The organism is Candidatus Competibacteraceae bacterium (assembly GCA_016699715.1).
GTDB lineage: Bacteria > Pseudomonadota > Gammaproteobacteria > Competibacterales > Competibacteraceae > Competibacter.
In genome coordinates this window covers 1,294,470-1,314,082 of the sequence record CP065007.1, presented here as the reverse complement: position 1 = coordinate 1,314,082, position 19,613 = coordinate 1,294,470, and the positions used below count along the sequence as shown (strand labels likewise).

Sequence of the window (19,613 nt, the reverse complement as noted above, 5' to 3'; positions counted from 1 at the left end):
CGTTTCCGATTCATATTCTTGTAACCATTTCGAAGTGTTCTCATGACTCAAAAAAAACGTAGTTCCTGGCGACAGATGGACCCTTTCCTGGCCCGGGAACAGGAGCAGTACGGCCGTCCCTCTCCCAGCCGCGAGTTCATTTTGCAGTATCTGGAAGAGCGGGGGAAGTTGCTGACCTTGGAAGCCTTATGCGCCGAATGGGGGATAGAGGATGACTGGGAAGTCGAAGCCCTGTCCCGTCGGTTGCGGGCGATGGAGCGGGACGGGCAACTGATCCGTAATCGCCGCGAAGGCTACGGACTGATCGCCAAGATGAATCTGGTGACCGGACGGGTGATCGGTCATGCCGAGGGGCACGGTTTCCTGATCCCCGACGAAGGTGGCGATAACCTGTTCCTCTCCCCCCGGCAGATGCGCAAGCTGCTACATGGCGACCGGGCGGTGGTCCGGGTGATCGGGCTGGATTATCGAGGCCGGCGCGAGGGCGCGGTGGTCGAGGTGCTGGAACGCAACACCGAGACCGTGGTGGGCCGGTTTAGCGAGGAGCGCGGCGCCTGCTTCGTCATTCCCGACAACAAGCGCATCAATCAGGACATCATCGTGCCGCCCGATGGCCGTGGCGCGGCCCAGGCCGGTCAGATCGTCATCGTTGAGCTGATCGAGCAACCCAGCGGGCGAACCCGGCCGCTGGGCCGGATCAAGGAGGTGTTGGGCGAACACATGGCGCCGGGGATGGAAATACGGATCGCCATCGCCAGTCACGGCATCCCGGTGGAATGGCCGGAGATGGCGCTGGCCGAAGCGCGCGATTTTGGCGAGGCGGTGCCGGAAGCGGCCAAGCAGGGTCGCTGGGATTTGCGAGCGACGCCGCTGGTGACCATCGATGGCGTCACCGCCCGCGATTTCGACGATGCGGTGTACTGCGAGCGGCGCGGCGCCAACTGGCGATTGCTGGTGGCCATCGCCGACGTGTCCTGGTATGTGCGGCCGGGCACGGTGCTGGATCAGGAAGCGCGCAAGCGCGGCAATTCGGTGTATTTTCCGGACCGGGCCATTCCGATGCTGCCCGAAGCGCTGTCCAATGGCTTGTGCTCGCTGAACCCCGAAGTGGACCGATTGTGCATGGTCTGCGAGATGACCTTCAACACCGAGGGCCGCATCGTCCGCTCGCGTTTCGCCGAGGCGGTGATGCGCTCTCACGCCCGGCTGACCTACGATACCGTGGCAACCATCGTCGTCGACCGCGATCCGCGAGTCCGCGCCGAATTCGCCAATCTGGTGCCGCACCTGGATCGATTGCACGAACTGTATCAAGTGTTGCGGACAGGCCGGGAACAGCGCGGCGCCATGGACTTCGATACGCAGGAAACCATGATCGAATACGGGGCGGATCGCAAGATCGAGCGGATTTTAGCGACCGAGCGCAATGACGCGCATCGCCTGATCGAGGAATGCATGATCTCCGCCAACGTGGCGGCGGCGCGTTTCCTGCAGCGCCACAAGATGTTGGGCTTGTACCGGATTCACGAGGGACCGAGCACCGATCGCCTGAACAAGCTGCGCGCCTTTTTGGGCGAGATGGGTCTGGGGCTGGGTGGCGGCGACAAGCCCTCGCCGCTGGACTATACCCGGCTGCTGACTCAGGTCCGCGACCGGGCCGACGCCCATCTGATCCAGACGGTGATGCTGCGTTCCTTGGCGCAGGCGGTCTATAACCCGGGCAATGCCGGTCATTTCGGGTTGGCGCTGGAGGCCTATGCCCATTTCACCTCGCCGATCCGTCGCTATCCCGACTTGCAGGTGCATCGCGCCATCCGCCACGTACTCAACGGCGGCAAGCCGGCTGATTTCCCTTTTACCCATGCCGATCTGATCGGCTTGGGCGAACATTGCTCGATGACCGAGCGACGGGCCGACGAGGCGGTGCGCGATGCAGTGGAGTGGTTGAAGTGCGAGTTCATGCTGGACAAGATCGGGCAAGTGTTCGACGGCAATATCACTGGGGTCACGGGTTTCGGCCTGTTCGTGGAATTGCGCGGGGTGTTCGTGGAAGGCTTGGTGCATGTGACTTCCCTGCGCAATGATTACTATCAGTTCGATCCAGTGGGCCATCGCCTGCACGGCGAGCGGTCCGGGCAGGTTTATCGTTTGGGCGATAGCCTGCGGGTGCGGGTGGCGCGGGTCGATCTGGACGAGCGCAAAATCGATTTCGAGCCGATCGAAAGCGAGCGCGGCGAGAAGACCGAGCGTCGGAGTCCTCGCGGTCGTCGCCGGCGCAAGGAATGAAGGTCGTGGCCGAGGAACTGATTCATGGATTGCACGCGGTGGCGGCGGCGCTGAAATACGAGTCGGGGCAGTTGCGTGGGTTGTGGGTGGAGAGTCAGCGGCGGGATACGCGGATACAGGCGCTGCTGGACGAGGCAGCCCGTCGGGGTGTGCCGATTCGACCAGTCAGTCGGGCGGAACTGGATCGACTCAGCGGCGGTGCGCGCCATCAGGGCGTCGTCGCGCGGTTGGCGATCCCGCGGCGGGCTTGCGACGAGGCGGATTTGCCGACCTTGCTGGCAGCGGCTGGACCGGCGCTGGTACTGGTGCTGGACGGGGTGCAGGACCCGCACAATCTCGGCGCGTGCCTGCGCGGCGCGGCGGCGGCGGGTGCTCATGCCGTGATTGCGCCCGCTGACCGCGCCGCCGGTTTGAACGCGACGGTGCGCAAGGTGGCCTGCGGCGCGGCGGAGATCGTGCCGTTCGTCGCGGTGACCAATTTGGCGCGGACCTTGCGCGAGTTGCGGCAACAGGGACTGTGGATCGTCGGCGCGGCCGGCGAGGCGGACGCCAGTCTGTATGAGGTGGATTTCACCCTGCCGACGGCTATCGTGTTGGGCGCGGAGGAAAAGGGGTTGCGGCGGCTGACCCGCGAAGTCTGTGACCGGTTGACGCGAATTCCACTGGCCAAGGGCGGGGTCGAAAGTTTGAACGTGTCGGTGGCGGCGGGGGTTTTTCTGTTTGAGGCAAGGCGGCAGCGCGGCGTGAACGGTTGATGGGGGTGAATGATGGATGCGGCGGCATTGGCGGAAAAATGGCGGGAAGTGATCGATAACCCGTATCTGCGGGATTTTCCCTTCAAGCTGGAGTTGAACGAAGACGGCAAGGTGGAGTTTGCGATGAGTCCGGCGACCAATCGGCATTCCTATTGGCAATTCAGAATCGGGGTGATGTTGGAGCGGGCGCTGGGTGGTGAGGCGCTGGTGGAATGCTCGATCCTGACCGACAAGGGTGTGAAGGTTGCGGACGTGGTTTGGTGTTCGCCCGCTTTCCTGGCGCGACATGGCTATGAGACGCCTTATACTCAGGCTCCGGAATTGTGTATCGAAGTGGCCTCGCCATCCAACACTACCGATGAACTGACGAAGAAAATCCGATTGTATCTGGAAGCGGGCGCGGTCGAGGCGTGGATCGTGTGCGGGGATGGGGTGGTGGAAGTGTACGGCCCCGAGGGACGGCGGACGCAATCGTCGTTTGGAATCGCGGTGGCGCCGCTTGAGGTGTAGCTGAAATCAGCGCGTTGAGGCAGTCGATTCGTAGCGAGTCATTTCCAAATATCCCTGCCCCGCAATCGCCTGATCTCCAGCGTACCCGCCAACGGCCACCGCGCCTTCCCAGTAACGCACCGTTAGCCGCATTTCCTGATCGGCGATTTTGGGGGTGACGGTCAGATCCAGTTTCTCGGTTGGTACTCGCAGCCGCCAGCCGGCGGGATAACGGTCGCCGGTGTGCGGGCTGGTCCATGTGCCGAGTGGCTGCAAGTCCACCTCGTTCCAGCGCAGCACGCGGGGCAATCCATCGGCCGCGACCAGCACGCCCTTGCTGAACGGCTCGACGCCGCCATCCTTGCGGCGTAGCCGGTAGAACATCACCTCCCGCCCGTCGTCCAGTTGTAGCGCGAACCAGTCCCAGCCGCTCTGCTCCGATCCCAGTGCGCTGGTGCTCCATTCCCGGTCCAGCCAGCTCGCGCCGCTGACGGTGAACGTCTGTTCGTTGAGAGTGATCGTGCCTCGGGTCGGTAAGCGGGTCAGTGAGTAGTAGTAGGATGCGTTGCCGGGTTCAGCGCTTTTCTGACTCAAGCCCTGTTCTCCTTGCAGGACCAGCGGCTTGGCGGTATCCAGCATCAGGTCAACGGCGATTTGGTCTTGATGTGCCCGAACCCTTAGTGGAAACGTCTCGGGTCCGATGCTCGCTAGTTCCCAATCTTCCAGCCAGACGCGCAGCGGCGCTGCTTGCGCGCCAGCCAACCTCATTGCGCCCCGGCTGAAGCGTTCGAAGGCCCGATGTGTGTCATCGGCTACGTCAGTCAGCGCGAAATGGCCCATGTAGACCTGATTGGTGCGCCAAGCCGAATCCATGACTGGGGCGGTCGGGGCCAGCGCGATGCGGAACAGCGTCAACTGGTAACCGAACTCCCGGCCGTTGGCATCGGCCAGATTGCCGGTCGCGTACCACCATTCGTTGCGAAATGCCGGGTGCGGGCCGTGATCGGCGGGGAAGACGAACGGCCGTGGTTGGTAGGCCCGTTGGTAGCCGGCGCTGTCATCGCCACCCAGGGCGGAGCCGACGCTGACATCGCTGCTCATGTTGCTCTGCGGCTGAGGGCGGAGCCAGAGGTAATAGCGAGTCGCCGCCAGGGCCAGAACGGCTGACAGAATCGCTAATCTGATCCGCCAAAATCGCTGATTCATAAACCCGAACATCCGTTACTCGGTACGCAACGCATCGGCGGGCCGGGCACGGGCCATCCGCCAGATCGGATACAATCCGGCCAGCAACGCGGCGCCGATCGCCAGCGCCAGCGTTTCCAGCAATAGCAATGGGTCCACCTGAAACGGCAGGCTCCAGCCGAAGGCCCGGCGGTTGATCACGAAGATCAGCACCGCCGCCAGCAGCAGGCCGGTCGGTAGCGCCAGCAAGCCGGCGGCGGCGCCCATGAACCCGGTTTGCAACGAGACCAGCCCGCCGATTTCTCCCGCCGTCATACCAGTGGCGCGCAGCACCGCGAACTCCCGCGCCCGTTCCAGTTGCAGAGCCAGCAGCGCGCTCAACACGCCGACCACCGCCACCAGGATTGCCAGCAGCCGCAGCACGTTGGTGATGGTGAAAGTGCGCTCGAAGATTTCCATCGTGATGCCTTGGATATCACGGTTGGAGCGGATCAGCAGCGGCTGAATCGGCCCCAACCGTTCCCGCAGACGTGTCCGCAGGGCCGTTAGCTCCATGCCCGTCATCGCGAATACCGCCGCCGAACCGATTGCCGGATCGTGCCAATAGCGTTCGTAGCCGGAGCGGTGCAGTAGAATCCGGCCGTGCTCCGAACCATAGTCCAGGAATACTCCGGCGATGGCGAATGGGTGCGGCCCCTGTTCGGTCGATAGCGTTATCCGGTCACCGGCCGAGAGCTGGCGACGGTAGGCCAGCGGTTCGGAAATCAACACCGCCTCGCCGGTTTGGAACAGTCGCCAGGCGATATCCGTGTCGCCGGCGATCAGGTGGTAGCCAGTTTGGGAGGCGGGGGCAAGTTCCGCCGCAATCAGGGTTACCGGGCGGCGCTCCAGTTCGATCTTGAGGGCGCGATAGGTGGAAACCGCCGTCACGCCCGGTGTATCCCGCAACACCGCCAGCGCTGCGGGATCAAGCGTCTCCGAGCGGTCGCTGTCGTCTTCGACGGAAAGTGGCGCGATGTAGAGATCGGCGTTCAGCAGATCATCGATCCAGATCGTCACCCCGCCGCGGAAGCTATCCACCATTACTCCGACCCCGACCGTGGTGGAAAAGGCGACCATCAGCGCCGCGACCGCGATGCCGGTGCGGCTTAAATGGCGGGCGACGTCGCGATTGGCCATCCGTGCCAGCAAACCCAGCCGGGCGGTCAGCGGCCGGTTCAGCCGGACCAGCCCCACGATGATGGGCGGGGTCAGCAGCGCGCCGCCCAGAATCAGCAGAAACAGCCCAGCGAAACCCGCTACGAGCGAGTGGGAAACCGCGAGTATCAGGCCGCCGCCAGCCAGCAGTCCCAAACCGGTTAGCGCCAGCCGGGGCAGGGCGGCGCGCCAGCGGGTTTCGAGATGGGCGCGGCTCAGTACCGCGCCTGGCGGGGCGTCGGCGGCTTCCCGCGCCGGCAGCCAGGCCGCCGCCAAGGTTGCCAGCAGGCCGAGTGCCGCGCCCTTGGCCAGCGACCATGGCTCGATCGCCAGTTCACGGACGCTGAGCGTGAAGTACAAGTCGTTGATGGTGCGGGTCACCAGATGCACCAATCCCGATCCCAGCCATATGCCCAGCACGCCGCCGAGCAGGGTACCGGCCAAGCCCAGCAACAACGCTTCGCCCAGCACGCCGGTAAACAGTTCCCGGCGGCTGACGCCCAAGGCCCGCAATAGGCCCAGCAAGGCGCGGCGTTGCACCACCGAGAAAGTCATGGCGTTATAGATCAGGAACATCCCGACCACCAGCGCCAGCAGGCTCATGGCGGTCAGGTTGAGCGAGAAGGCGGCGCTCAAGTCGGCCGTGGCCTGGTTGCGCTCGGCCGCTCGCTCCAGGCGTAAATCCGGCGGTAGCCAAGCGCGGAGTTCGGTCGCCAGGCGCTCGCCGGTGGGACCGGTTGGTAGAATCAGGTCGATGTGGCTCAATCGACCGAGACGGCCCAGCAAGGTTTGCGCCGTGGCGATGTCGGTGATGATCAGACTTTCGAAAGCCGCCCCTCGCAGCGTGCCAGCACGGTGCAGGCTCAGACGCTGCCCGCCGCGTTGCAGTGTGACCTCCGCGCCCAGTGCCTCCGGCAATAGCGCGGCGTCTGGATTCAGCAGCAGGGCGCTTAAATCGAAGCTGTCGCTGCTCAGGTCGGCGGCGAGATCGCGAAAGGGCGCTTCCGCGAACGGATCGACGCCAAGGATTTGCAGCAATTGTCCCGGATGGTCGGCGCGGGGCAGGTAGCCGGTTACCACCGGAGCGGCCGGCCGGAAGCCGTGTTCGACCCGCAAGCGGGTATAAACCGTTTCGGCCACGCCTTGCGGTCCGCCGAGGATGCGGTGGGTGGCGTGACCGGTGATGCGGTTCATGGCCAGCTCGAAACCGCGGCGGGCGCTGGTGTTGGCCAGATCCACCGCCAGCACCACCGCCACCCCCAGCGCGATGCCGAGCACCGTCAACCCCAGTTGCCAGGGATGCCGCAGTGGGTGCCGCAGCAGCGCCCGCCACAATAATGGCGTCATTGGGCTTCCCGGATGTGCCCGTCGTCCAGCGTCAGAATCCGGTCGGCGCGGGCGGCGACTTCCCGGCTGTGCGTGACCATGACGATGGTGGTCGCCGCTTGCTGATGCAGGGTCAGCAGCAGATCCAGGATTCGTTCGCCGGTGGCGGTATCAAGGTTGCCGGTGGGTTCGTCGGCCAACAATAATAACGGATCGTGAACCAGTGCCCGCACGATGGCCAGCCGTTGCTGTTCGCCGCCGGACAGCCGTTCCGGGAAACTGTGGCGACGGTTGCCCAGCCCGACCTGATCCAGCAGTTCCAATGCCCGGTCGCGCCGATCCGCGCTCGCCAGCCCGTTCAGCTCCAGCGGCAGAAGCAGGTTTTCCCCGGCGGTCAACGTCGGAATCAGGTTGAAAAATTGGAAGACGAACCCGATGTGGCGGCGACGAAACCGGGTGCGTTCGACCTCGCTTAAATCGGTCAGCGGCCGGCCGTCGATGCGAATTTGCCCGGCATCCGGCAGATCGATGCCACCAAGCAGGTTGAGCAGGGTGGACTTGCCAGAACCGGATTGACCCAACAGGGCGACAAACTGACCACGAGGGATGTTTAGGGTCAAGTCGGCGAAGATAGTGCGCCGCAGGTCGCCTTCCGTGTAGTGTTTGACCAGATTGCGAATTGCGATGAAGGCGTCTGCGGGGTCCATTGAATCTGTCGGAGTTGTTGTAACTATGGACTGAATAATGTATCAACCACTACTATGATTGTTGAGGGCACAAAAGAGACTGTGGCGTGGTGTTTGAAGTTCCTCACCGACTGGCATTACGGGTTTGAGATTGGAGGCGGTGGTGGTTCCAGGTGGCCCATCCAACCACACAGTCAGGGCGGCGTCGCTGGTATATATTTCATAATCAAATGGTTGCATTGAATATGCGAAAGCTTGGAAAATTCAAAATTGAGGCGTGCATGGGGGTAATGGCGGTGGTGCTCGTGCTCGGTGCCTGCGCCAAGCAACCGGGTCTGCCACCTTCGACGCAATATGGTTCACAGACAACTTCGCCGGAGACCTACAATTACTTGATCGGTCCTGGCGACCAGTTGCAGATTTTCGTCTGGCGGAATCCGGAAGTTTCGCAAACCGTGACCGTTCGTCCGGATGGCAAGATCAGTACACCGTTGGTGGAAGATTTACAGGCCAGCGGCAAAACATCTGCCCAATTGGCGAAGGATTTGGAAAAAGCACTGGAGACTTACATCCGCCAGCCGATCGTCACTGTGATCGTGGCGGGCGGGATCGGACCGTACAGCGAACAGATTCGAGTCATCGGCCAGGTGACCGGATCGCAAGGCGGGCAAGCGACCGGGTCGCAAGGCGGGCAATCCAGCGCGCAAGCCATCGCCTACCGACGGCAAATGACTTTGCTGGACGTGATGATTACGGTCGGTGGTTTGAGCGAGTTCGCCGCCGGCAATAAAACCAAGTTGGTTCGCATGGTGGATGGAGAGCAAAAGGAATATGAGGTTCACGTGGACGATCTGCTCAACGGCGACATTTCCGCCAACGTGGATATGTTGCCGGGTGATATCCTGATCGTCCCGGAGTCCTGGTTCTGAGCCGGCGGCGACGGATTCCAAGGACGCGCTCATGAACGATATCATCGAACAGTTGCTAGGCTATCTGCGGGGGATCTGGCGTAATCGTTGGTATGCCATGGTTTGCGCGTGGCTGGTTTGCGTGCTCGGTTGGACGGTGGTCTGCATCCTGCCCGATCAATACCAAGCATCGGCGCGGGTGTTCGTGGATACTCAGACTGTCCTACGCCCCGTATTGCAGGGATTAACAGTGGATCTCAATCCTGATGCCCAGGTTGAATTGATCACGCGAACTCTGTTCAGCCGTCCGAATCTGGAGAATATCGCTCAGTTAACCGGATTGGATACCAAAAATAAAGAGCCCGAGGCAAGGGAGCGGTTGCTTATACGATTGCAGAAGCAGATTGATTTAACAAGATCTGGCCCAGATTTGTATACCATTTTTTACGAGGACCCCGATCCGCAACTGGCCAAGAAAATGGTGCAGACTGTAGTAAACGTTTTCGAAAAAAATCTGGTTGGAAATACCCAGCAGAGTACCGATACCGCTCAGCGGTTTCTGGATGAGCAGATCAGTGGATACGAATTACGGTTGGCGGAAGCAGAAAATCGCCTTAAGGACTTCAAGATCAGAAATGCAGGCCAGATGCCTTCGGAAGGCCGAACTTATTACGCGCGCATGCAGCAGGTGGCCGCCGATCTGGAAGCGGCCCGACTGGAGTTGGCGCAGGCGGAAAACCGCCGCAATGTTTTGCAACAAGAGCTTGACAAGTCGCTGCGGCAGCAGCTTAAGGGCGAAGGCGAACAAACGATAGTCCTGCCTATCGACGGGCGCATTCAGGAATTGGAACGAAAGCTGGGCGATCTGCTGGTTCAATACACCGACAGGCATCCAGACGTCAGTATCTTGCGACAAACGATTGCCGATCTTAAGAAACAACGCGAACAGGAACGCGCCCAATACACGGCCAGCCTTGCGGAAGGCAATAGCGGCGGCGCGCGTGGTCCAAAGACTTATTCCTTTCTCGACGAATTGAAAGTCAAGCTGGCCGAGGAAGAAGCAGGTATCGCTTCGCTGCGGGTTCGGGTCGATGAATATAAAAGGCGACATAGGGATCTGCAGGATCAAGTGAATGTCTTGCCTCAGGTCGAGGCCGAACTGTCAGCGCTGAACCGTGACTACGATATCAACCGTAAGAAACACGATGATCTGGTGTCTCGTCGGGAGGCGCTCAGGTTGTCCGAGCAAGCCGAGCAGTCCAAACAGGAAGTTAATTACAGGGTCGTGGATCCCCCCCGTGTGCCGTTGCGACCGACCAGCCCCAAGCGGTTGTTGCTAGCGACCCTGGTGCTGGGGGCTGGTTTAGGCGCCGGAGTAGGGCTGGCATTTCTACTCTCGCAGCTTTGGCCGACCTTCGATAGTCGCCGCAGCCTTATGGAGGGGACGAATATCCCGGTGCTTGGTAGCGTCAGCATGGCACTGTCGCCACCAGCCTTGCGCCACGAACGGCGGTTGACGGTCGCATATGCTTCTTTGGGCGGTATGCTGCTGGTGGTATATGCCGGTTTGATCGTCGCGGGACAGATCGGTTTGCTATGACCGCACAGATCGAGAGCTGGAGAACATAACAGTATGGACAGCATTGAAAAAGCCATGCTTGGCCGGTTGGGGCCGGTTTCACCGCCGCTGCCGGCAACTCCTCCTGATCTTCCCGCCAAGGTCGATATCATCGAAAGAGCTACTGTTGGTCTGATGGTGGCTCCACCAGGCGGCGGGGTTGCCGGTAAACCGACCGTCACGGTCAAGCGGACCGAGCGCTCGGTCGTGCTGGATTTCCAACAGATTCAGACGATGGGTCTGCTGGTGCCAGAGACCCACCGTAGCCGCACTAAGGAAGAGTATCGTTATATCAAGCGTCCCTTGCTCATGAATGTCGATGGTAAGGGAGCCGCCGCCGTTGAGCACGCCAATTTGATTGTGGTGACCAGCGCTCGTCCCGGCGAGGGCAAAACCTTCACGGCCTGCAATCTGGCCTTGAGCATTGCCACCGAGCGGAATCGGACAGTTTTGCTGGTGGATGCCGATGTGATTAAGCCCTCCGTAGCGAAAACATTGGGGTTCGAGGCCGATCTGGGGCTAGTGGATTTTCTCATCGACGATCAATTGGATCTGGCCGACGTGCTGGTGGATACCAACGTGCCGTCGTTGACCGTCCTGCCTGCTGGTGGTCAGCACCATCTGTCCACCGAACTGCTGGCGGGCGAGAACATGCGGCGGTTGGCGATAGAAATGAGTCAGCGTTATCCCGATCGTGTGGTCATTTTCGATTCTCCGCCGTTGCTGGCGACCACCGAGGCCAGCGTGCTGGCGCGCTTGATGGGTCAGGTGGTCATGGTGGTCGAGGCCGGGCGTACCCAGCAGTCTCAGGTCAAGGAAGCCTTGGCTTTGCTCGACCCCAATCAGATCGTCGGTTTCGTGCTGAACAAGACCCGTGGTTTTTCAGGCCCGGATTATTATGGGGGCAGCTACGGTGCAGGGGGCGGCGGGGGTGGAGTGAGTGCCTAGCTACAGTGAAGCTGAAGCAGGGACAGGTGAATGCACGGGCATAGAAAAAAACCCCGCGTGCCGTGGCTCAGCCCGCCGGTACCCAGGACCAATAAAACCACCCAAATTGTTGGCGGCGGCATCATTGCTGGTGGGATTCAGCCTCGGCTGTGACGCGCAAGAAGCAGATGGTTATTCGGTAGGAGGGTGGCGGGTGACTCCGCGAATTAGCGTGGGGACTACCTACTCCGACAATATCCGACTGGCGCCGTCCGGTGAGGAGGAAGGGGATACAGTCCTGCAGGTCGATCCCGGCATTTCCGTGCGCAAGCAGGGTGGACGCCTGAATCTTCGCCTGGATTATACCGCCCAAGGCTTGTTTTACGCCGATTATCGCGATGCCGATCAAATCAACAATAATCTATTGGCGTTTGGAACTGCGGAACTTTATCAAGGTAACCTGTTTCTGGATGCCTATGGTTCAGTCTATCAAGTTCCTATCGTCTCCAGTGGACGAGTTGATGCTGGCAGCTTGGGATCGAATGGAGGTTTACCGTCCAGCCTCGAATTCTTTAACAACGCGTTGGATATTTTGCCTAGGGCTTCGGATATATTTAATCCAATTGGTATTTTCAGCAACATCGCCCTGACCGACAACCAGACAACTCAGTCCACTTTCGGTATCAGTCCCTATTGGCGCCAGAATATAGGTGGCTGGGCGGAAGCGTTGCTGCGTTACCGCTATGAGAATATCAGCTACAGTGGTTCCGACAGCTCAATCGATGGGCAAGAGGAATTGTTAGATAGTCAAATTAATTCAGTTGATTTTAATTTAAGTAGTGGTCGCAATTTTGATGCGTTTAAATGGAATCTCAATTATTTTTATCTAAAGCAGGATGGCCAGCAGAATAATAATGACATTCAGGATAACGGAAATGATCAGCAGGAGAAGATAGCTGGGCAGTTAGATTATCGGCTGAACAGTACTTGGGCGTTGGTGGCCGAAGCAGGGTACGTTAATAATCAATCCACTACTTTCAGTGACAATACCAATGGTCCTTACTGGGGATTGGGTGCGACTTGGAAGCCAAGCCGTTATTATTCACTTACCGGCTTGTATGGACTGAATTATAATAATATAGCCATAGAATGGAACCCTGCCCAGCGGACTAGTCTAATCATCAGTCGCGCTTATCAAGGTGTCGGTTATAGTCCCGGCGTGTACTGGAATGGGTCCTTCAGACACCGGACTCGTTTCACCGTTTGGTCGGCTGATTACACTCAGGAAGTCACCACTGCCCAACAACTGGCAGGCAGTAATTTGACCGGGGTTGGTCCTGATGGTCGGCCTATTGTTCTCGATGACCCAAGTCAAATTATCCCTGATAGTTCGTTGGGGCTGACTAACGAGCAGTTTTTACGCAAGTCTTTCAATTTGGGTATGACGTATCTGCGTAGCCGCACTGGATTGACTTTTGCCGCTTTCAGCGATAATCGTGAATTTCAGGAGCCCACTCAAAACGAAGATACTTATGGTGTCGGTGCACTTTGGACTTGGCGGTTCGCGCCGCGTACCGCTTCCTTTCTAGGAGCAGGTTGGGGACATGATGACTTGGGTCTCGATCAGCAGAATGAATACTGGTTATCGGTCATCGGGTTGGCGCGGGTATTTTCGCCGGATACGGGTGGTCTGATCAGCTACCGCTACTATCGGAACGACGCCGATCCCGCCGACCAAGGCTTTCGAGAAAATCGACTCAATATTCGCTTCAGCATGAAATTCTGAAATGGCTCCTAATGTATATTGATTATTATGGCTTCAGTGCCAAGCCTTTCCAGCTTAGTCCCGATCCACGCTTTTTCTTTGGCAGCAGCGTGCACAGCCGGGCACTCGCCTACCTGCGCTATGGCTTGAGCCAGGGTGAGGGCTTTATCGTCGTCACCGGCGGAATCGGAACGGGTAAGACGACCCTGGTTAAAAACCTGTTCGCCGAATTGGATACCAGCCAAGTGGTCGCCGCCCAATTGGTGACGACTCAATTAGAGGCTGACGAGTTGCTACGCAGTGTGGCGGCCGCATTCGGCTTGCCTTATGAAGAGGTAGGCAAGGCTGCATTGCTGAGGCATTTCGAGGATTTTCTGCGCGGTCACGCCCGACAGGGGCGGCGAGTACTGCTGGTGGTGGACGAAGCTCAGAATCTGCCGGTTCGCTCCCTGGAGGAACTGCGGATGCTGTCGAATTTTCAGGTGGCCGCCACGCCGTTGTTGCAAAGTTTTCTGCTAGGACAAGAGGAGTTTCGTCAAACCTTGCAGGACCCCGGCATGGAGCAATTGCGGCAACGAGTCATTGCTTCCTGTCATCTGAATCCGCTGAGCGAGTTGGAAACCCGCGAGTACGTCGAGCATCGTCTGCATGTGGTGGGCTGGGTTGAGGGGCGGCCGGGTTTTAGCGACCACGCGTATGCGGCTGTTTACCGGCATACCCAGGGCATTCCCCGTCGGGTCAATATTTTTTGCGACCGCTTGTTGCTGTATGGATTTCTTGAAGGGTTGATGGAGCTTTCCGAAGGAGCGGTCGAAGAGGTGGCGCAAGAACTGGTTCAGAACGAGCAGGGCGGCGGCGTGCAGGCGCAAGCAAGAAGCAGCGGTAGCAGTTCGCTGCTGCGGATGGGTCACGCGATGGAGCAACGTCTATCCGAGTTGGAACAGACGGTGGAAACCTTATTGCATCATCCGGAATGGCAAGATATCCAGTTTGATCGACTCGAACGACGCCTCCAGCAACTGGAACCGGTAGTACGAGTTCTCCGGCGGCAGTTCGCCGAGATCTCCCAAGGCATGGGGGAAGAAACGCTGTCCGAAAAGACCGCAACCGCGGAAAAGCCGCCATCCTGAGCGTGTTTGGGCTTATCGCCAAGTAGCCGGAGCGATGACCGTCCGGTTTCCGGCCATCCAAAACCCATGGTTTCCCATAGCATGCGGGTCATTTTGCCGATATTGGCGTCGGGATCGGAACTGCCGCTGCCAACGACCAGCAGCCTTGGTCCGCAACTACCCTTCTCTGGTTCGGGAGATCCGCTTTTTCGCTAGCGTCGACAAAGGGTTTCGCTTTCATCCCGATGGCCCGACAGTCTGGTGCTTGGGCGGTCATTCCGTTGTCGGCTGGAAACGAAAAAGGGCGCGTTGTGGCGCGCCCTCGGTTTCGTCTTCGTCGTTAAGAAGTTAGGCAGGGTGATCGTTGGCCATCCAGCGGTGGAAGAAGCCGGCCAGCGCCGCGCCGACGATGGGCGCGAGCCAGAACAACCACAACTGTTGCAAGGCCCAGCCGCCGACGAAAATTGCCTGGCTGGTGCTGCGCGCCGGGTTGACCGAGGTGTTGGTGACCGGGATGCTGATCAGATGGATCAGGGTCAGGCACAAACCGATGGCGATGGGCGCGAAGCCGGCCGGGGTATTCTTGTGGGTGGAGCCCAGAATGACGATCAGGAAAAAGAAGGTCATGACTACTTCTGAAATCAGCGCGGCGTTCATGCTGTAGCCACCCGGTGAATGTTCGCCGAAGCCGTTGGCCGCGAAGCCGCCGAGTGTGGAAAAGTCGCTCTTGCCGGTGAAAATCAGGTAGATGATGCCCGCGCCGGCAATGCCGCCCAGCACTTGAGCGATGATGTAGGGGATCAGGTCGGAGGCCGGAAATCGGCCGCCGGCCCACATTCCCACCGATACCGCCGGGTTTAGATGGCAACCGGAGATGTGGCCGATAGCGTAGGCCATGGTCAGCACGGTCAAACCGAAGGCCAGCGCCACGCCGACCAGGGCAATGCCCAAAGGATATTGATCGGGGCCATAGAAGACGGCGGCGAGTACGGCGCTACCGCAGCCACCCAGCACCAGCCAGAGGGTGCCGATGAACTCGGCGGCCAGACGATTTGCAATTGGCATGTATGGATTCCTCCGAAATCAGGATGAGGTTGTGATCGTTGTTGAACCTGGACCACGGATGTGGGGCCGGCCCGCCGACTGGGGATGAGTCGGGATATATGATGCGCGGGCGGCACTGTAAAGGTAATCGGCGCCCTGTTACAAAGTCAATCGAGCATTAGGCACTTTCGCCCCGGCCGAGCAGTACGCGCAACTTCTGTCCCAACTCGTTCTTGCGATAGGGTTTGGCCAATATTTCCACGTCCTCGGCAAGCTGGCTGCCAACGATCAATGGGTGCTCGGTGTAGCCCGAGGTGAACAGCACGCGCAGACCGGGATGCCGGCGTTGCGCCTCGGCCGCCAGTTTGACGCCGTCCATCTCGCCCGGCAGCACGATATCGGTGAACAATAGAGCGATCTGGGGCGTCGTTCCCAGTAGTTCGAGCGCCGCCGCGGCATCGCCGGCCTGTCGGGTGTCGTAACCCAGGGCACGCAGAGCGTTGACGGCGAACAGCCGGACATCGGTGTCGTCTTCGACCACCAGGATGGTTTCGCCGTGGCCCTTGAAAACGGTATCCGCCGCTTTCACGCCCGTCGGCGGGCTGGGGGGGGCCTGCATTTGCGGCAGATAAAGCCGCACTGTGGTGCCTTGCCCGGGTTTGCTGTGAATCGCGATGTGGCCGCCGGACTGTTTAACCAGGCCGTAAACCATGCTGAGCCCCAAACCGCTGCCTTTGCTGGTTTCCTTGGTGGTGAAAAAGGGTTCGAAGGCATGTTCCAGCACCTCGGGTACCATGCCGCCGCCGTTATCGCGAACCGCCAGCATGACGTACGGGCCGGGTCGCAGGTCTTGCTGGGCCGCGGCGTAGTTCTCGTCGAGTTGAACGTTATCGGTTTCCAGCGCGAGCTTGCCCCCTTGTGGCATGGCGTCGCGGGCATTGATGACCAGATTGAGCAGGGCGCCTTCGAGCTGATCCGGGTCGACTAGAGTCTGCCGCAGGTTGGTGGCCAGCATCGTATCGATCTGGATGTTGGCGCCCAGGGTGCGCCGCATGAGATCGAGCATGCCGAGTATCAGCTTGTTCAGGTCGGTCGGTTGCGCCAGTAGCGGCTGGCGGCGCGCGAACGCCAGCAGCCGCCGGGTCAGATTGGCGCCCCGGTCCACCGCCCGCAGCGCCTGCTGGGCCAACTCGTGCAGCCGGGGCTGAGCGGTCAACTGTTCATGCAGGAGTTCGAGATTACCCATGATGACGGCGAGCAGGTTGTTGAAGTCGTGGGCGATGCCACCGGTGAGCTGACCGATGGCGTGCATCTTCTGCGCCTGGCGGAGCTGCACCTCCGCTTGCTTGCGCTTGGTGATGTCACGGGCGACCACGATGGCGGCGGACTTGGCGACGATCTGCACCTCCGGCGGCGGAAACAGATATTGCTGGGCGGTGTTGGCGGGGATAGTGGAGCGGTCGGTGAACTGAACGTCCAGTGGCGCGGTGCGCGATTCGAACCAGCGTGGTCCCGAGGAAGTTTCCAGTTCGTATTCGGCGATTTGAATTTGCTGGGTGCGCAGCGCTCGCAGGATGATGTCGAGGAAAAACGCCGCCATCTCTGGCGAGTGGACTTCGCTGAGCAGTTTGCCGCGGATGGGTGCGGGAACTTTGCTCCGCACGGGCGTGGCGCCGATGTCCCGTCCCGCGGCCAGCACTTCCCGGTAGCGCCCGTCCTCGTCGACCACAAAGACCAGATCCGGCATGGCGCGGGTCATGGCCCGAAGTCGGGCCTCGCTTTCCCGCAGGGCGGCTTCTGTCTGATTACGAACCGCAATTTCCTTGATGAGGGAAAAATTGCTGGTTTCCAATTGGGCGGTGCGTTCCATAACTCGCTGCTCCAGCAGGGCATAGGCTTCGCGCAGTACCGTTTGGGACCGTTGCATCGAAGCGCGCATGGTATTGAACGAACGGGTGAGTTCGCTGAGTTCGTCGTTGTCGCCGCTGGTGGTAATGTTTTCGCTGAGACCGCCCGCCGCCAGTTTTTGGGTTGCCACGGCCAAAGCGGTAATTGGCAGGGACAGATCCCGGGCGTGTTTTCTCGACATGCCGTAGGCAACGACCAGCATCGCCAGAATCATCACCACCAGATTCCACACGGTGATGGCGCTGGCGGCCCGCGTGGCGTCGGCTTCCTGTTCGAGACGGGTTTTGGCATCCGCCGCGATTGCGGTGACCAACGCGATCACCCGGTCCGCCAGCGGGTCCGTTTCCGACGCCAACCGGTGCAGCGCGATATTCCAGTCCACCGCCTGGCGCTGCCGGACAACCTCCTGGGCGAAGGTCAGGAAAGCGTGCAGTTCACGCTGAAAGAGTTGCAGCAACCGGCTCTGTTCGGGCGTGAGCAGAGGGTTGGCCACCGCTTGCGCGACCAGGTTTCGGGTGGCGTCCAGTTGCCGCCGGAGCTGCAAAGTATAGTGCGGGCCGTTCGCACCCAGGGTTTCCCGCAGCAGCAGTTGGCTGGTGGACAGCGCGGCCTGAATTTCCATCAGGCGCGAGAGCAGAGCTTTCCGACCCTTGCCATCTTCCTGTGCTTTCTCCTCAAGCAATAGCGCCACCATCACCGAATCCAACTCCTGTGCACCGGGTTCGATATTGAACAGGTAGGTGATCCGCGCCGGTTCGTTGCCGGGAGCGCGCACGATTTCCTGCACCCACCACTGCGACTCCTGAAGGTCGGCAAGCAGGGCTTGCAGTTCCCGTAACCGCTCCGGGATGCAGGTTTTTCCGTCCATAAGATGAGGGCATTGCTTGATCTGGGCGACCGCCGGTTGGATTTCCCGCCGCCAGGCCGCCCGCCACTCATCCAGGAAAAGGGGGTTACGCAGGCTGACCCAGCCGCGCAGGCTGGCCAGCGAATGCCGCACGCCGGACAGCATCTGGGCAGAGGCTTGCGCCAGCGGCACCCCTTCGGTGGCCAGCAGGATGACTCTGGCCCGTAGTTCGTAGGTCGAGATCAGAGCGACCACCAGCATGCCCACGCCGATCAGCGCCACCGACAGGTGGGAATACAGCAGACGGCGGTGAAGCGGATGTGGTTGCGCGGCGTGCTCAGCGCTTCGGGGTGCCTGAGTCATGTTTGATCCTGCCCAGGGCTGTCTGATCGGCTGCGATGAAACGCTCGAGCTGTTGCAGTTGCGCTTGCAGGAGTCCGGCCCGCTGGTAGCTGTGCGCCGGGAATTTCCGGCCGGGATAGAAGGCTTGTGGTGGAGGTTTATCGCCACCCAGTTGTTTATACAGATGGTCGAGTTGTGAAACGATCAGGGAAGCCACTACAAAAACGTCGCCGGGGGTAAGTTGAGTCAGGTCGGTTTGGCGGGTGTCGATGTCAAGCACGGCAAGACCCAGGGTTTGGTCGATGCGGCTGATGCTCCGCAGGCACGAGATCAGGCGTTGATAGACGTCGCCGGGTTGTTTGTCCGGTTCGAAGGGCGGTTCTTCCGGAATTCGGCTTGCTTCCGGGTAGCGGGCCAGCAGGCGGGCGGCATAGCCGACGGCCAGCGTGATTTCCATATAGGTATCGCTGGGCGCGAAGTGCCGTTCCAGCAACAGGTCCGCCTGGCGGTTCAGGTCGAGCAGGGCGGCGAACAGATCGATCCGGGCCGGAGTTTGCCCGGAGCTTGCCTCGGGTTCGGTGGCAATCCGCAACTCGCGCAAAATCTGCTGGAGGATCTCATGGGCGTTCTGGAGGTTTGCCAAAATATCCGCGGTTCCCAGTTCCCTCTTGGGCGTCGGCGGTGGAGTTGCGCGCACTCGACTGATTTCGAACAGCAGCCGGTCGGTTTTCCGCCACAGTGTCAACGTCTGGAAATACAGATCACGCGCCAGGTCGCTGTGGATACCGATATTGAATGCTCCGATCCTGGGTGCGCCCATGAAGCGGCGCAACCGTTCCAGGTCCTGGCCGTAGGCCGCGATTTGCGTGGGGATTGCGCCAGCATCGGTTCCGGCTGCTTCAGACGGGAAGGCATCTGGCTGGGCATCCCCGGCGCGGCCATTGCTTCCGGCGGCGAGCAGCAGGAGGAGCGCGGATAGCCCGCAAGCGCGCAACGGACCCCACGCCATGGCCAGCCATCGCGAGTGGCGCGTGGTCCGGCCGACCGGACCGGTTCGGTTGGAATAGCGATTGAATTCCGGTTTCCCGTCGGCGGTTGGCAGCCGCTGTTGTGTCATGGACAGTCCAGTTGAAGGGAGTTGTGGAGGGTTCCAGGATTTGAGAATGGGCTCATCCCGCGACAGGTGTCAACCCTTGTGCGATGCGTCGCCTGTTGGATCAA

The 19,613-nt window shown here is 60.3% G+C and carries 14 protein-coding genes; 8 read left to right on the top strand and 6 right to left on the bottom strand.

Annotation, left to right across the window (positions count from 1 at the left end; all coding sequences use genetic code 11):
- The first annotated feature begins 42 nt into the window (after positions 1 to 42).
- Genes rnr through IPM89_05890 form a run of 3 tightly spaced genes read left to right on the top strand, consistent with a single transcriptional unit; the run spans position 43 to position 3,551 of the window.
- Positions 43 to 2,286 (top strand): ribonuclease R, encoded by a 2,244-nt coding sequence (gene rnr / locus IPM89_05900; protein QQS55336.1) that lies wholly within the window; start codon positions 43 to 45, stop codon positions 2,284 to 2,286.
- Positions 2,283 to 3,041 (top strand): 23S rRNA (guanosine(2251)-2'-O)-methyltransferase RlmB, encoded by a 759-nt coding sequence (gene rlmB, locus IPM89_05895; protein QQS55335.1) that lies wholly within the window; start codon positions 2,283 to 2,285, stop codon positions 3,039 to 3,041. The genes rnr and rlmB overlap by 4 nt, the downstream gene beginning before the upstream one ends.
- A gap of 12 nt (positions 3,042 to 3,053) precedes the next feature.
- Complete coding sequence (locus tag IPM89_05890) at positions 3,054 to 3,551, top strand: Uma2 family endonuclease (GenBank protein QQS55811.1); 498 nt, start codon at positions 3,054 to 3,056, stop codon at positions 3,549 to 3,551.
- A 6-nt stretch (positions 3,552 to 3,557) separates the two neighbouring features.
- Here the strand turns inward: IPM89_05890 and IPM89_05885 are convergent, their stop codons facing one another.
- From IPM89_05885 to IPM89_05875, 3 genes are read right to left on the bottom strand one after another with little or no spacing between them, the layout of a single operon-like run.
- Positions 3,558 to 4,736, bottom strand: coding sequence for a carotenoid 1,2-hydratase (locus tag IPM89_05885; protein ID QQS55334.1), 1,179 nt, complete (start codon positions 4,734 to 4,736; stop codon positions 3,558 to 3,560).
- A gap of 15 nt (positions 4,737 to 4,751) precedes the next feature.
- Complete coding sequence (locus IPM89_05880) at positions 4,752 to 7,259, bottom strand: ABC transporter permease (protein QQS55333.1); 2,508 nt, start codon at positions 7,257 to 7,259, stop codon at positions 4,752 to 4,754.
- Positions 7,256 to 7,945: an ABC transporter ATP-binding protein gene (locus IPM89_05875; GenBank protein ID QQS55332.1), complete on the bottom strand. Its 690-nt coding sequence runs from the start codon at positions 7,943 to 7,945 to the stop codon at positions 7,256 to 7,258. Before IPM89_05875 ends, IPM89_05880 begins: the two co-directional genes overlap by 4 nt.
- Positions 7,946 to 8,205: 260 nt before the next feature.
- Between IPM89_05875 and IPM89_05870 the strand changes: the two genes are divergently transcribed.
- Genes IPM89_05870 through IPM89_05850 form a run of 5 tightly spaced genes read left to right on the top strand, consistent with a single transcriptional unit; the run spans position 8,206 to position 14,272 of the window.
- Positions 8,206 to 8,853: a polysaccharide export protein gene (locus IPM89_05870; GenBank protein ID QQS55810.1), complete on the top strand. Its 648-nt coding sequence runs from the start codon at positions 8,206 to 8,208 to the stop codon at positions 8,851 to 8,853.
- A 31-nt stretch (positions 8,854 to 8,884) separates the two neighbouring features.
- A complete protein-coding gene (locus tag IPM89_05865) occupies positions 8,885 to 10,432 on the top strand; it encodes a chain length-determining protein (GenBank protein ID QQS55331.1) in 1,548 nt (515 codons plus the stop codon).
- A 33-nt stretch (positions 10,433 to 10,465) separates the two neighbouring features.
- Positions 10,466 to 11,398: a tyrosine-protein kinase family protein gene (locus tag IPM89_05860; GenBank protein QQS55330.1), complete on the top strand. Its 933-nt coding sequence runs from the start codon at positions 10,466 to 10,468 to the stop codon at positions 11,396 to 11,398.
- Positions 11,391 to 13,163, top strand: coding sequence for an outer membrane beta-barrel protein (locus IPM89_05855; protein QQS55329.1), 1,773 nt, complete (start codon positions 11,391 to 11,393; stop codon positions 13,161 to 13,163). Before IPM89_05860 ends, IPM89_05855 begins: the two co-directional genes overlap by 8 nt.
- A gap of 11 nt (positions 13,164 to 13,174) precedes the next feature.
- Positions 13,175 to 14,272 (top strand): AAA family ATPase, encoded by a 1,098-nt coding sequence (locus tag IPM89_05850; GenBank protein QQS55328.1) that lies wholly within the window; start codon positions 13,175 to 13,177, stop codon positions 14,270 to 14,272.
- A 327-nt stretch (positions 14,273 to 14,599) separates the two neighbouring features.
- Here IPM89_05850 and aqpZ read toward each other — a convergent pair whose 3' ends face one another.
- The 3 genes from aqpZ to IPM89_05835 all read right to left on the bottom strand — a co-directional run bounded on the left by aqpZ (position 14,600) and on the right by IPM89_05835 (position 19,509).
- Positions 14,600 to 15,316 (bottom strand): aquaporin Z, encoded by a 717-nt coding sequence (gene aqpZ, locus IPM89_05845; protein QQS55327.1) that lies wholly within the window; start codon positions 15,314 to 15,316, stop codon positions 14,600 to 14,602.
- Between the two features lie 157 nt (positions 15,317 to 15,473).
- Positions 15,474 to 18,413 (bottom strand): response regulator, encoded by a 2,940-nt coding sequence (locus tag IPM89_05840; protein ID QQS55326.1) that lies wholly within the window; start codon positions 18,411 to 18,413, stop codon positions 15,474 to 15,476.
- The gene (locus IPM89_05835; GenBank protein QQS55325.1) at positions 18,388 to 19,509 is read right to left on the bottom strand and encodes a hypothetical protein; all 1,122 of its coding nucleotides are present in this window, start codon (positions 19,507 to 19,509) and stop codon (positions 18,388 to 18,390) included. Before IPM89_05835 ends, IPM89_05840 begins: the two co-directional genes overlap by 26 nt.
- Positions 19,510 to 19,613: the final 104 nt, after the last annotated feature.